Source organism: Arthrobacter sp. SO5, assembly GCF_020532805.1.
In the GTDB taxonomy this organism is placed as follows: Bacteria; Actinomycetota; Actinomycetes; order Actinomycetales; family Micrococcaceae; genus Arthrobacter.
The window spans coordinates 27,571-40,405 of the sequence record NZ_MQTQ01000028.1 but is presented as its reverse complement, the minus strand read 5'-3'; the positions used below and the strand labels follow the sequence as shown (position 1 = coordinate 40,405).

12 protein-coding genes and 1 pseudogene are annotated in these 12,835 nt (G+C 67.7%); 6 read left to right on the top strand and 7 right to left on the bottom strand.

Translation table 11 applies throughout. The features are described from left to right. The 5 genes from BJG92_RS05125 to BJG92_RS05105 form a co-directional block, all read right to left on the bottom strand. The coding region (locus tag BJG92_RS05125) for a DnaJ domain-containing protein (protein ID WP_232082945.1) at positions 1 to 346 on the bottom strand (346 nt) is incomplete at its 3' end. A gap of 103 nt (positions 347 to 449) precedes the next feature. Then, positions 450 to 1,151: a nucleotide exchange factor GrpE gene (locus BJG92_RS05120; protein ID WP_232082944.1), complete on the bottom strand. Its 702-nt coding sequence runs from the start codon at positions 1,149 to 1,151 to the stop codon at positions 450 to 452. Between the two features lie 2 nt (positions 1,152 to 1,153). After that, entirely contained in the window at positions 1,154 to 3,025 is a 1,872-nt protein-coding gene (gene dnaK, locus BJG92_RS05115) for a molecular chaperone DnaK (RefSeq protein ID WP_232082943.1), read from the bottom strand. A gap of 314 nt (positions 3,026 to 3,339) precedes the next feature. After that, on the bottom strand, positions 3,340 to 3,669 hold the full coding sequence (locus BJG92_RS05110; protein ID WP_232082942.1) for a hypothetical protein: 330 nt from the start codon (positions 3,667 to 3,669) through the stop codon (positions 3,340 to 3,342). 88 nt (positions 3,670 to 3,757) lie between these two features. Then, complete coding sequence (locus tag BJG92_RS05105; protein WP_232082941.1) at positions 3,758 to 4,519, bottom strand: TetR/AcrR family transcriptional regulator; 762 nt, start codon at positions 4,517 to 4,519, stop codon at positions 3,758 to 3,760. A gap of 122 nt (positions 4,520 to 4,641) precedes the next feature. Here BJG92_RS05105 and BJG92_RS05100 point away from each other — a divergent pair, with 122 nt between their 5' ends. Continuing rightward, complete coding sequence (locus BJG92_RS05100) at positions 4,642 to 5,619, top strand: NAD-dependent epimerase/dehydratase family protein (RefSeq protein WP_232082940.1); 978 nt, start codon at positions 4,642 to 4,644, stop codon at positions 5,617 to 5,619. A gap of 24 nt (positions 5,620 to 5,643) precedes the next feature. Here BJG92_RS05100 and BJG92_RS05095 read toward each other — a convergent pair whose 3' ends face one another. Next, entirely contained in the window at positions 5,644 to 7,869 is a 2,226-nt protein-coding gene (locus BJG92_RS05095; RefSeq protein WP_232082939.1) for an MMPL family transporter, read from the bottom strand. Between the two features lie 202 nt (positions 7,870 to 8,071). Here BJG92_RS05095 and BJG92_RS05090 point away from each other — a divergent pair, with 202 nt between their 5' ends. Beyond that, positions 8,072 to 8,596 (top strand): MarR family winged helix-turn-helix transcriptional regulator, encoded by a 525-nt coding sequence (locus tag BJG92_RS05090; RefSeq protein ID WP_232082938.1) that lies wholly within the window; start codon positions 8,072 to 8,074, stop codon positions 8,594 to 8,596. Here the strand turns inward: BJG92_RS05090 and BJG92_RS05085 are convergent. Continuing rightward, positions 8,529 to 9,890, bottom strand: coding sequence for an APC family permease (locus BJG92_RS05085; RefSeq protein ID WP_232082937.1), 1,362 nt, complete (start codon positions 9,888 to 9,890; stop codon positions 8,529 to 8,531). The genes BJG92_RS05090 and BJG92_RS05085 overlap by 68 nt on opposite strands. Positions 9,891 to 10,037: 147 nt before the next feature. Here BJG92_RS05085 and BJG92_RS05080 point away from each other — a divergent pair, with 147 nt between their 5' ends. The 4 genes and pseudogenes from BJG92_RS05080 to BJG92_RS05065 all read left to right on the top strand — a co-directional run. Further along, on the top strand, positions 10,038 to 10,853 hold the full coding sequence (locus tag BJG92_RS05080; RefSeq protein ID WP_232082936.1) for a methyltransferase domain-containing protein: 816 nt from the start codon (positions 10,038 to 10,040) through the stop codon (positions 10,851 to 10,853). A gap of 92 nt (positions 10,854 to 10,945) precedes the next feature. Further along, positions 10,946 to 11,569, top strand: coding sequence for a LysE family transporter (locus tag BJG92_RS05075; protein WP_232082935.1), 624 nt, complete (start codon positions 10,946 to 10,948; stop codon positions 11,567 to 11,569). 73 nt (positions 11,570 to 11,642) lie between these two features. Beyond that, positions 11,643 to 12,185 (top strand): low molecular weight protein-tyrosine-phosphatase, encoded by a 543-nt coding sequence (locus BJG92_RS05070; protein WP_232082934.1) that lies wholly within the window; start codon positions 11,643 to 11,645, stop codon positions 12,183 to 12,185. A gap of 10 nt (positions 12,186 to 12,195) precedes the next feature. Beyond that, positions 12,196 to 12,835: pseudogene (locus BJG92_RS05065) on the top strand (aminodeoxychorismate synthase component I); the annotation flags it as partial.

Below are 12,835 nucleotides of genomic sequence, written 5' to 3'. Positions count from 1 at the left end.
AGCCGCCGGACTGGCGACCCCCGCCGCCGGTGAAGAGCCCGCCGAAGAGGTCCTCGAAGCCTGCCCCGCCGCCCGCCCCGCCTGCGCCGCCGGGGGCGAAACGGGCGCCGCCGCCCATGGCCCGGATGGCGTCGTACTGCTGGCGCTCATCAGCGTCGGAGAGCACGGAATAGGCCTCGGAGATGTCCTTGAATTTCTTCTCCGACGCGGCATCCCCGGCGTTGGTGTCCGGGTGGTGTTGCCGCGCAAGCTTCCGGTAGGCCTTCTTGATGTCGGCATCGGAAGCGTCTTTGGCGACGCCAAGGATCTTATAGAAGTCCTTGTCCACCCAGTCCTGGCTAGCCAATGGCGTTTCCTTTCACAGTACAAAGAGATAAAGCGACACTACCGCTGAACGCCGAAGCGGATGAGGGGGCGGGACCCCCTCATCCGCGAAGGCGTGGAGGCAGCTACGCCGGAACAGCCACGATCACCTGGGCCGCGCGGAGCACGCGGTCCCCGGACTTGTAGCCCGAACGCAGGACCTGGCTGACGGTATCGATTTCGACATCCGTGCCGGGCTGCTGGATGAGGGCCTCGTGGATCGTGGGATCGAACTCCACGCCGGTCTCATCGATGCGCACCAGGCCGTACGTCTTCAGCGCGTTCTCCAGCTTGGCGGCGATCGCGGCGAACGGTCCGTCCGTCAGGTCACCGTGCTGGCGTGCGGCGTCGACGTCGTCCAGTACCGGGAGCAGGGAATTCAGGACGCCGATGACGGCCATCTCCCCCGCCACGGCACGGTCACGTTCGACGCGCTTGCGGTAGTTGACGTACTCGGCCTGCAGGCGGCGGAGGTCATTCCTGAGCTCCTCCGCCTCCGCAGCGTCAGCGCCCTGGGCCACGGACTCCGCGGCCGGCACGTCAACGCTGTTGAGGATGTCCTCGGCCTGGGACAGTGCGTCCCCGGAATCCGACGCAGCAGAAGCGGCGTGCTCCTGGTCGGGGTGGCGGGCCTTCCCCGTCTTCGGATCAACCTTGCGGTTGTCGTGGATGACCGGCTTCTGCGGCTCGTTCGCCCGCTGTTCAGCGTCCCGCCGGCTCTCCGGGTTTCCCGGGTTTTCCCGGTGTTCCGAAGAGCCGTGCTCTTCGTCGTTACCGTGATGCGGCATGATTACTTCTTCTCGTCTTCGTCAACGATCTCGGCGTCGACGATGTCCTCGTCGGATCCGGCCGCCTGCTCGCCGGCGGGTGCACCTGTGGAGCCGGCGGAGCCGGTGGCGCCGTCGGGGGAACCTGCCTGGGCGTAGATGGCCTCGCCGAGCTTGCCCTGGGAAGCCTGCAGCTTCTCAAATGCGGACTTCACCGCGGCGTCGTCGGTGCCTTCGAGGGCTGCCTTGAGGGCGTCGACGTCGGCCTGCACTTCCGTCTTGACCTCTTCCGGCAGCTTGTCGGCGTTGTCGGCGATCAGCTTGTCAACGGAGTAAGCCAGCTGCTCGGCGGTGTTGCGGGTGTCGGCTGCCTCGCGGCGGGCCTTGTCCTCTGCCGCGTGCTCCTCGGCGTCCTTGACCATGCGGTCGATGTCTTCCTTGGAGAGGCTGGAACCGCCCGTGATGGTCATGGACTGTTCCTTGCCGGTGCCCTTGTCCTTCGCCGAGACGTGCACGATGCCGTTGGCGTCGATGTCGAAGGTGACTTCAACCTGCGGGACGCCGCGCGGGGCCGGAGCGATGCCGGTCAGCTCAAAGGTGCCCAGCGGCTTGTTGTCGCGGGTGAACTCGCGTTCGCCCTGGAAGACCTGGATGGCCACGGAGGGCTGGTTGTCATCCGCCGTGGTGAAGGTCTCCGAACGCTTGGTCGGGATGGCCGTGTTGCGCTCGATCAGGTGCGTCATGATGCCGCCCTTGGTTTCGATGCCGAGGGAAAGCGGGGTGACGTCGATCAGGAGAACGTCCTTGCGCTCGCCCTTGAGGACACCGGCCTGCAGTGCGGCGCCGACGGCGACGACTTCGTCCGGGTTAACGCCCTTGTTCGGCTCCTTGCCGCCGGCGAGTTCCTTCACGAGGTCATAGACCGCAGGCATACGCGTGGACCCGCCGACGAGCACGATGTGGTCAATCTGGGAGAGCTGGATGCCGGCTTCCTTGATGACGTCGTGGAAGGGCTTCTTGGTGCGCTCGAGCAGGTCCTTGGTGAGGTCCTGGAACTTCGCGCGGGTCAGCTGCTCGTCCAGGTGGACCGGGCCGTCGGGGGTGACGGAGAGGTACTGCAGGGACACGTTGGTGCTGGAGGAGGAGGAAAGCTCCTTCTTGGCCTGCTCCGCTGCCTCACGCAGTCGCTGCAGGGCGATCTTGTCCTTCGACAGGTCGATGCCCTTGACCTTGAGCTGGTTCAGCAGGTAGTCGACAACGCGCTGGTCCCAGTCGTCGCCGCCGAGGCGGTTGTCACCGGCGGTGGAGCGGACCTGGATGGTGGAGAAATTGTCTTCGTCCTTGCCCACCTCAAGGAGGGAGACGTCGAAGGTTCCGCCGCCGAGGTCGAAGACGAGAATGAGTTCGTCTTCCTTGCCCTTGTCCAGGCCGTAAGCCAAAGCGGCCGCGGTGGGCTCGTTGACGATGCGCAGGACCTTCAGGCCCGCGATTTCGCCGGCTTCCTTGGTGGCCTGGCGTTCGGCGTCATTGAAGTAGGCGGGAACGGTGATCACGGCGTCGGTGACCTTTTCGCCGAGGTAGGACTCGGCGTCGTTCTTGAGCTTCATCAGGATGCGGGCGGAGATTTCCTGCGCCGTGTACTTCTTGTCGTCAATGGCGACGTTCCAGTCGGTGCCCATGTGGCGCTTGACGGAGGCTATGGTGCGGTCAATGTTGTTGACAGCCTGGCGCTTGGCGATCTCGCCGACCAGCACTTCGCCGGACTTGGAGAAGGCAACAACGGACGGCGTGGTGCGGCCACCCTCGGCGTTGGCAATAACGGTGGGCTCGCCACCTTCGAGAACGGAGACGACGGAGTTAGTTGTTCCGAGGTCAATTCCTACTGCACGTGACATATGTTGCTTCCTTCTTTCCGTGGAAACTTGCTGGCACCGGTGCCGGGCTGACGCCCCGCGATCTGGCCTTGGCCCCGTGATCAGGGCCTTCGGCTGCGGTGCTCGCCCAGTCATTGAGCGATCTGCACTCAACTTTACTCAAGCCGCGAAAGAAGTCAATCCAAAGTTGAGCCGGTTAGGCTCAACTTTGGATTGTGGACAGCGCTGAGGGCCAACACGGGCCGCCGGTTTGTCCGGTTTTCCGGCAGGAACCTTCCCGCTGCCGCCCGGTTTCGCTGTGCGCGAAGCCTGGCGCTGTGCGCGAAGCCTGCCGCCTAGCGCTTCTCCCCTGCGGTGCCGTAGTCGCCTTCCGGATAGTCGCCCTTTTCGACTGCAGGCGGCGCCTCGCCGACCGCGCCGGCCTTGCCGTAGTCGCCCTCGGTGTATTCGCCCGCTTCGCCGCCGACGGCGCTGCCGGTCGCTATACCTCCCGTGCCGTAGTCCCCGGCCGCATATTCCCCCTCCTCGGCCGCTGGCAGGGTCTCGCCAGTCACGCCGGCCGAGCCATAGTCACCCTCGACATACTGGCCTTCGGCAACGTCGCCTTCGACAACGTCGGCGTCGGCTTCCGCAGCCGTTCGATCAGACTCACTGTTTTCGGACATGGACGAATCCTTTCTGGAAGCATCGGGCACGCCCGCGCGGGCGCAGTGGCAGTCTATCGAGCACGGCATGAAGGCAACAGGGGGGCGGCTAAGGCGCCGGGGGCTGCAGCCCCGCGATGCCCGCCAGCACGCCAAGATGGTGAGCGAACAGCTCGTCCCGGGCGGCGAAAGTATCAGCGCCGTACTGGCCGAACACCTCGAAACTGACCGCACCGAACAGCGAGGTCCACACGAGGGCGCCGCGCGCCACTAACGGATCAGGCACGGTCAAACCCATGTCGCGGCGGATCCGCCCCAGATCCGCTGCCAGCGCCGGGACGACGGCGGCAGTGCTGTCTCCGGCGGTCAGCCGGCCGGCCCTGCAGGCGCCGTCCAGAATGCCCATCAGCGCATTGATCACGCGGGTGCCGGGGACGGTAGTCCGCTCCGCCGGGGCCCGGTAGCCGGGTACGGGGCTGCCGTAGAGGAGTCCATAGCGGGCGGGTTCCCGCAGGGCCCAGGCCCTAACCGCCGAGCCCAGCGCCCTGAACCGCCCGTCAAAGTCCGCCGGCCGCCGGGCTGCGACAGCCGCTTCCACCTCGGCGCCCAGCTCGTCATAGGCATCGATCACCAGCAGGGTCAGGAGTTCTTCGCGGCTGGCCACGTAGCGGTAGACCGCCGAGGACACAACGCCAAGGTCCCTGGCCACGGCACGCAGCGACAGGGCAGCGGCCCCGTGGAGAGCAAGGTGCTCGCGGCCCAGCCTCACGATGTCCTCGATGGTCCGGATACGGGCGCGCTCACGGGGCGTGGCCGGCTTTCCTGCCGGCAACGAAGCTCGGGTGGCGGTCTCGGCTGCGGGCGGTGGCATTTTTCCAGCATTCCACAAAGCAGAGCAGTGTCAACAAATGAGAGCAATGCTCTTGACAGGCGCTGGACGTGGTTCCACCCTTGTGGTGAGAGCGGTGCTCTCACAGGCCAGAAGGAGAGCCAATGCCAGCGTTCGAATCGTCCCGGTCCGGCACGGACGGCCCCGGAGAGCATGCCCACTATGTGGTCACCGGAGCGGGGCCTGTCGGCTGGACCGTCGCGGAACAGCTCGCCGGCAACGGTCACCGGGTGCGGGTGCTCACGCGGTCCGGCAGCGGACCGGAGCACCCGCTCATCGAACGGAGGGCGGTGGACGTCTCTGATCCCGCCTTGCTCCGCGGATTGTTCGACGGCGCCGAGGCCGTTTTCCACTGCATCCACGGTTCGACGTACAGCGCCGCCGTGTGGGAACGGGAACTGCCCGTCGCGGAACAGACCGTGCTGTCAGCGGCCGGCGCGGCGGGCGCCGTCGTCGTTTTCCCGGAAAGCCTCTATTCCTACAGCGAGCCGGGAGCTCCGATGAGCGAGGCCGGCCCGCGGGAGGCGCAGGGCGGCAAACGTGGCATCCGCACGGCGCTGCTCAAGGCGAGGGCGGCATCCGCGACGGATACCGTGAGCGTAGTGGCAAGCGATTTCTTCGGACCCCGGGTCCGCGGCGCGCACGCCGGCGAGCGCATGCTGCGGCCGGTCCTGGCGGGCAAATCCATCGCCGTGATCGGCAGCGCCGACCTGCCGCACTCCTTCACCTATGTCCCTGACCTGGCGGCGGCCATGATCAGGGCCGCGGCGGACCGTACGCTCTGGAACCATGTGTGGCACGCGCCGACCGGTCCCGCGCTGAGCCAGCGGCAGATCGCCGAAGCCTTCGCCGCGGCCGCCGGCACCCGGAAGCCGCGCGTGTCCGCCCTGCCGGGCTGGGCGCTCCGGGCGATGGGAGTCTTCTCGCCGCTCTACCGTGAACTGGCCGAGACGCTTTACCAGTTCGACCAGCCCTTTGTGATGGATTCGGGCGCCAGCATGGCGGCCCTGGGGCTGCAGCCGACGCCGCTGAAGGAAGCAGCCGCCGCCACCGTGGCGTGGTGGCGCGACCAGGCACAGTGACGGCAGCTGCTGTTGGGACTGCGGCTAGCCGACGGCGGCGTCCGCAGTTTCAGCGTCCCGGGCGGACGGCACAGCGCGCGCCGCGGCGTCCGTTTCCGGGCGGCCCAGCTTGCTGGGCCACCACAGGCGCGGGCCGATGTCGTACGCCAGGGCCGGCACCAGCAGGGATCGGACCAGCACAGTATCCAGCAGCACCCCGAAAGCCACAATGAACGCAAGCTGCACGAGGAACATGATGGGGATGACACTCAGCGCCGCAAACGTGGCCGCGAGGACCACCCCGGCGGAGGTAATCACACCGCCCGTGACGCCCAGCCCGCGCAGGATGCCGGCCCGGGTGCCGTGTTTGAGGGATTCCTCGCGGACCCGGCTCATCAGGAAGATGTTGTAGTCCACGCCCAGCGCCACGAGGAAGACGAAGCCGAAGAGCGGAACGGTGGCATCGGCTCCCGGGAATCCGAAGATGTTGTTGAACACGAAGGCGGAAACGCCCATGGCCGCACCGTAGGACAGGACCACGGAGGCCACCAGCAGGACCGGGGCCAGCACGGAGCGCAGCAGCAGCATCAGGATCACGAGGATCACCGCGAGGACCACCGGGATGATGGTGAGGAGGTCCCGCTGGGCGGTGGTGTTGGTGTCCAGGGCCGTGGCGGTCACGCCGCCCACGAGCGCGCCGCCGTCGATCTTCTTCAGGTCCTGCCGCAGGGACACCACAACGTTTTCCGCGTCGTTGGAGTCCGCGGCGAAGTTCAGCGTGGCGTTGATCAGCACTTTCCCGTCCCGCACGGCAGGAGCGGTGGGAGCGGGCGGCGCGCCCGGAGCGGCCGGTGCGCCGGCGATGATCGGTGCGCCGCCGTCGGCCAACAGGTAGGCGTCCCCGACGCCGGCGGTCGCTTTAGTCCTTGCCAGCACTTCCGGCGCCTTGGCCTCGTCCGTGACGATGACCGCCGGGCTGCCGGTTCCGGCGTCGAAGTGGCGGGCCAGCGCCTCCTGTCCGTCGACCGCGTTGGAGGCCGTGAGGATGACGTCCGTCTGCGGGACGCCGTTGGCTTTGAGCTGCAGGACCCCGGCGGAAGCGACCAGCAGCAGCAGCACGGAGGCCGCCCAGACGGTCCGCGGGCGGCGGGACACGAGGGAACCCGTCGCACGCCACAGGCCCTTCTGGCCCTCGAGGCCGGTGACCAGTTCGGGCTCGCGTTCCGTCTCCGGCAGCAGCTTGGGACGGAACGGCCAGAAGGCGGCGCGGCCCAGCAGGGCCATCATCGCCGGCAGCAGCGTCAGGGCCGCGAAGAGGGAGCAGAGAATGCCGGCGGCCGCCACCGGGCCCAGTGCCTTGTTGGAGTTGAGGTCTGAAAAGAGCAGGCACAGGAGGGCGATGATGACTGTGGCTCCGGAGGCGAGGATGGGCTCCCAGGAGGCCTTCCAGGCGGTCAGCGCCGCGGCGGTCCGGTTGGTCGTGTGCGTCAGCGCCTCACGGAACCGCGCCACGTACAGCAGGGCGTAGTCCGTGGCGGCACCGATGACCAGGATTGAGAGGATGCCCTGGCTTTGGCCGTTGAGCTGGATCCAGCCCAGCTTCGCCATGCCGAACACCAGAAGGATCGCGGCACAGAGGGCAAAGACCGAGGTGAACAGCACGGCGATCGGCAACAGCAGCGAGCGGTAGACCACCAGCAGGATCAGGAACACAGCCCCGAGGGCCACCAGCAGCAGGATGCCGTCAATCCCGGCAAATGCACTGACCAGGTCCGCCGTGAGTCCGGCCGGACCGGTCACGAAAGTCGCCATGCCCGCCGGGGCGGAGGCTTTGAGCTCCTCGCGGAGTTCCGTGACGGCAACTTTCACCTCACCGGAGGAGGCAATGGGAACTACGAACTGGACCGCCTTGCCATCCGCAGACGGGATGGGGCCAATCACGGCGCTGCCTGCCTGCAGGGCCTCGAGCTTGCCCTTGAGCGCGGCCGCCTCGCCGAGCTGGGCAGGCGTGAAGGCGGAGTCACTCTCGATCACGATAACGGCGGGGATCTCCTTGGATTCCCTAAACTTGGCCTGCCACTCCTGCGCCGCGGTGGCTTCCGCCCCGGCCGGCAGGAACGACGCCTGGTCGTTGGAGGACACCTCGCTCAGCCTGCCGAAGGTGGGGCCGCCGATCCCGGCGATGGCCAGCCAGGTGACCACCAGGAGGACGGGGACCAGCCAGCGCAGCCAGAACGGGACACGAGCGGTAGTGCGGGAGGTCTTGTTCATGGTTCCTTCTAGTGCGGGCGTGACAGGAGTAGAATCAGCTCCATAATAGACTATCTCCACCATAGAGATAAGACATTCCGGAAAGATTCCTCGCAGCCAATCGCGGGCCTTCCCGGAGCAACCCGCGCGGCCTCTGAAGTAAACTCCGGAGGGCGCCGGTCATTTCGGCGAGGCAGGAACGCCGGGGAAGGAGCAGGTGCACGTGTCAGCTGACGCATCCGTACCCCAAGAGGCCGGCGGGCCGCCGCCGCTCGTCCGGATCCTCCAGGAATTCACCCTGGAGGCCAACCGCTATGTCGAGTCAGCCGGCGGCCGCAATGACATGCACCGGACTGACCTCAACGCCCTGGCCGTCATCATGAAGTACGCCGCGAGGAACCAGGTGGTCACCCCGGGCGCACTCCGCAAGGAACTGAACCTCAGCTCCCCTGCCACCACTGCGCTGATCGACCGGCTGCACAGCTCCGGGCATGTGGTCCGCGAACGCGAGGGCACCGACCGGCGCCAGGTCCAGCTGCGCATGACTCCCAAGGCCTACCGCGACGGCGGGGCCATGTTCTTTCCGCTAGCCCGCCACATGGGCCAGGCGATGGCCCGGTTCACGCCGGAGGAGTTGGAGATCGCCACGCGCTTCATGACCGCCATGACCGAGGCCACCCTCAGCGCAGCGCTGGAGGCAGCGCAGGAGTCGCCTCAGGACGCACCTCCCCCAACTGACTTGCAATAGTTGTCGTTTCGCGGCGTCCAAAAGGCAACAACTGCGAGCCAGATGGGCCGCGGACACGCCTGCCGCCCCAGACCGCAGCCGCCGCCAGCGCCAGCGGGACCACCAGGGTCCACCCGCTGAACAACAGCACCGCCACCATCACGGCCGCGGCTACCGTCACGCCGTACCAGGCCGGCGTCCGGGCAGGCAGCAAACGGGTCCCCGCCAGCAGGCCGAACGCCGTCACGGCGGTGAAGCAGGCCGACGCCGCGCCGATCTGGAACTGCATATTGCTCAGCCCGGCCGCGGCCGCCCCGAAGGACAGGGCCGTCATGGCGGCGAGCAGGCCCAGGCTGACCGCGGGCACCTGCCCCGGCCCGGCGCCCCGCCCGAGGGCCCGCGGCAGCACGCCGTCGGACGCAAGGCTCGCGCCCAGCCGGCTGGCACCGGCCACAAACGTGTTGATCGGACCAAAGGTCAGTACGGCAGCCGCGACGGCGGTGAGCGGGGCAGCCAGTCCGCCTAGTCCCTTTTCGAGCAGCTCCGCGATGGGCACCTCACTGCCCGGCAGCCCCGGCCCCAGGACGGCCACCGAGGCCGCTACGACGCCGATGTAGACCGACCCCACGACGATCAGGGTCAGCCAGGTGGCGCGTTTGAGGTCGCGTTCCGGGTGGCGGAATTCACCGGCGATGTGGGTGACCGCCTCCCAGCCGGCGAAGCAGAAGAAGAGCAGGCTGGCCACGCCGCCCACGGCCCAATAGCCGTGCGGGGCGAAGGGCTCGAAATTTTCCGCCCTGGCATACGGGACGGCGAGGGCAACGGCGAGCGCCAGCAGCCCCACCAGCAGGATCATGAGCACCAGCTGGATGCCGCTGGACATCCGGATCCCGACGGCGTTGCTCGCGAAGGCGGCCGCCAGCAGCAGGGCCGCGGCCAGCAGCGCTGTTTCGCGTCCGCCGCCGAGGGCGTGGGCGATGTAGTTGCCGCCGATCACGGCCGTCGCCGGGGCGCCGAACGGGATGGCGAAGTAGAACAGGTAGCCGGCCACGGCCGAGGCGCGAGGCCCGTAGGCGCGTGTGACGAAGTGGGCGATCCGGCCGGCGTCGGGCTGCTGGCGGCTCATCTCCGCGAAACCGAACGCCACGGGGGTGCAGAACACCAGCAGCAGGCCCCAGGCCAGAAGCGACGCCGGCCCGGCTTCCTTCGCGGCGATGGCCGGGAGGATCAGGATGCCCGAGCCCAGGATCGCCCCGACGTAGATGCCCGTGGCCCGGAAGAGTCCGAGCCCTGCCTTTTTGCTGTTGGTGTCCACCCCCCTAATCAACCGCAGGACCGCACGGGGCAGAAGTGGCAAAACTGACTCTCATGTGCGAATTCCTGCCGCCTCTGTCTGGCTGCTTCCCTGTTGTCGTTCCACCGCTTTCGCGGATTTGCCGGCGCGGGGCGGTAGCGTTTCATTATGAGTGCGCAGCAGCCCGAAGATGTGTACAGCCACGGCCACCACGAGTCGGTGGTCCGCGCCCACGCCGCACGGACGGCGGAGAACTCGGCCGCGTTTGTGATCCCGTACCTGACGCCCGGGGTTTCGGTGCTCGACGTCGGCTGCGGGCCGGGCAGCATCACCTGCGATTTCGCCGGACTCGTCGCCCCCGGCAAGGTCACCGGGCTGGACCGCTCCGCCGAGGTCATCGCGCAGGCCGCGAGCCTCGCCGCCGAGCGCGGCGTGCCGAACGTGGAGTTCATGGCCGGGAACATCTATGACCTGGACTTCGAGGATGAGACGTTCGACGTTGTCCATGCCCACCAGGTGCTGCAACACCTCACGGACCCGGTGGCGGCCCTGCGGGAGATGCGCCGGGTAGCCAAGCCGGGCGGGCTTGTGGCCTTGCGCGACGCCGATTTCCACGCCATGAGCTGGTTCCCGGCCATCCCGGAGCTTGATGAATGGATGGATCTGTACCAGCGGATCGCGCGCCGCAACGGGGCCGAACCCGACGCCGGCCGCCGCCTGGTCTCGTGGGCACAGTCCGCCGGGTTCGCCGACGTCGCCCCCTCGAGCAGCAACTGGCTGTTCGCCACCGGGCAGCAGCGGCGGTGGCAGGCGCGGGTGTGGGGCGAGCGGGTGCTGCACTCGGCGTTCGCGGACCAGGCCCTCGAGTACGGCTTCGCCAACGCCGCAGACCTGGCCCGGATTTCCGCAGGCTGGCACCGCTGGGGCTCCACGGACGACGGCTGGTTCCTGATTCCCAACGGCGAGGTCATTGCCAGGGCCTGAGCGGCCACCAGGTCCCAGTGATGCATGCCGTTCGCCGGATATGGCCGGAATGGCGAGCCCAGGGCGGCCCCCGGCGGCCGTAAACTGGATCAGTGCAACCCTCCCTTTGGCTGGCCCTCGCGGGCGCCGGCGTCCTGATCAGTTTCACTCCCGGCGCAGGCGCCATCAACACCATGAGCAACTCGCTGAACTCAGGCTTCCGCCGGTCCCTCTGGGGCATCCTCGGCCAGCAGGCCGCACTGATAGTGCACATCCTGATTGTGGCGCTGGGCGTCGGGGTCCTCGTGGCCAGTTCGCCGGTGGCGTTCACGGTCATCCGTTACGCCGGTGCCGCGTACCTGGTCTATCTGGGAATCAAGCAGTTCCTGCACAAGCCCGATCTGGACCAGGAGCAGGCCGCCGCCCTGCGCAACGAACCCGGCTTCTCCATGTTCCGCCGCGGGCTGTGGGTCAACCTGCTGAACCCCAAGGCCATCGTGTTCTTCCTGGCGTTCATGCCGCAGTTCATCCGCCCGGAGCAGCCCTTACTGCCGCAGTACCTGGTCCTGTCCGCCACCGTGGTGGTGATCGATATCCTGGTCATGTGGTTCTTCTTCGCCGCGGCCGCGACGACCTTCCAGCGCTTCACCAGCGACGCCCGCGGACAGATGGTCCTCAATAGGACCTTCGGCGTCCTGTTCGTCGCCGTCGGCGCACTGCTGGCGCTGGTCCACTAAAGGGAACCACGGGTTGTAGTATCGGGACGGCGGCGGCTAGCCAAGTGGCGTGCGGATGACTCATGCTTAGATAATGTCCTCGACGTCGAGCCAGTACCGGATCATCGCGGTGTGCACCGGAAACATCTGCCGGTCTCCGATGGCCGAGCTGATGCTGGCCGAGGCCTTCACCGCCGAGGGGCTCACCCGCGCGGCCGTGGATTCAGCCGGCATCACCGCCTATGAAGTCGGGCGTCCGATCGATCCCCGGGCCGCCCGGAAGCTTGCGGCCCACAACATCCGATCCGACCGGCACGTGGCACGCGAATGGCGTTCGGAATGGTTCCAGGCGCGGGAGCTGATCCTCGCACTTGATGTGGACCATTACGGCTGGCTGCGGCAGTCGGCGCCGAACGGCGCGTCCCGCGCGAAGATCCGGATGCTGCGCAGCTTCGACCCCGCCGCCGCGGCCCGGGATCCCCTGGACCAGGGCATCGAGGATCCCTGGTACGGCGGGTACACGGAATTCGACACCACCTGGAACCTGATCCACGCCGCCGTTCCCGGGATCCTGGAGCACGTCCGCGCCCTGCTGCGGCGGCCGGACGACATCCCGTCACCGAATCCCAGCGGGTAGGCTCTATTTCATGAGTCCCGCACCCGTCATCATCGCCATAGACGGACGCTCCGGGGCAGGCAAGACCACTCTGGCCATCGAACTGGCGGCACGGCTGCGGGAGCACCACAAGGTCTCCCTCTTCCATCTTGAGGACATCTACCCGGGCTGGAACGGACTGACCGCCGGCATTGAACGCTACGTCTCCACGGTCCTGGCCCCGCTCGCCCGCAGTGAACCGGCCCATTGGATCAGCTGGGACTGGCACAACCACTACGACGGCGGAGCCCGCACCACCTGGCCGGCCGAGATTGTCCTCGTGGAGGGAGTGGGCGCCGGAGCCGTGGCCGCGCTGCCCTTCCTTGACGCTGTCATCTGGGCCGACTCCCCCGACCGGGACCGGCGCAGCCGCGCCATGGCCCGCGACGGCGAGAGCTACGAACCCTACTGGGACCAGTGGGCCGGCCAGGAAGACGAATGGCTGGCAGTGGACAATGTTCCGGCCCGCGCCGATGTCCGTGTGCTCAACAACGCGGACGGCGAAGCACCCGAGGAGGTTCTGCAGGCGCTCCAGTACCTGCCCGCCCTTGCCCCCGTCCTGCTGCCTGAGCTCGCGGCCCGCCGCGGCCTCCAGCTCCGGGCCGAGCGGATCCACGCAGCCCCCGACGCCG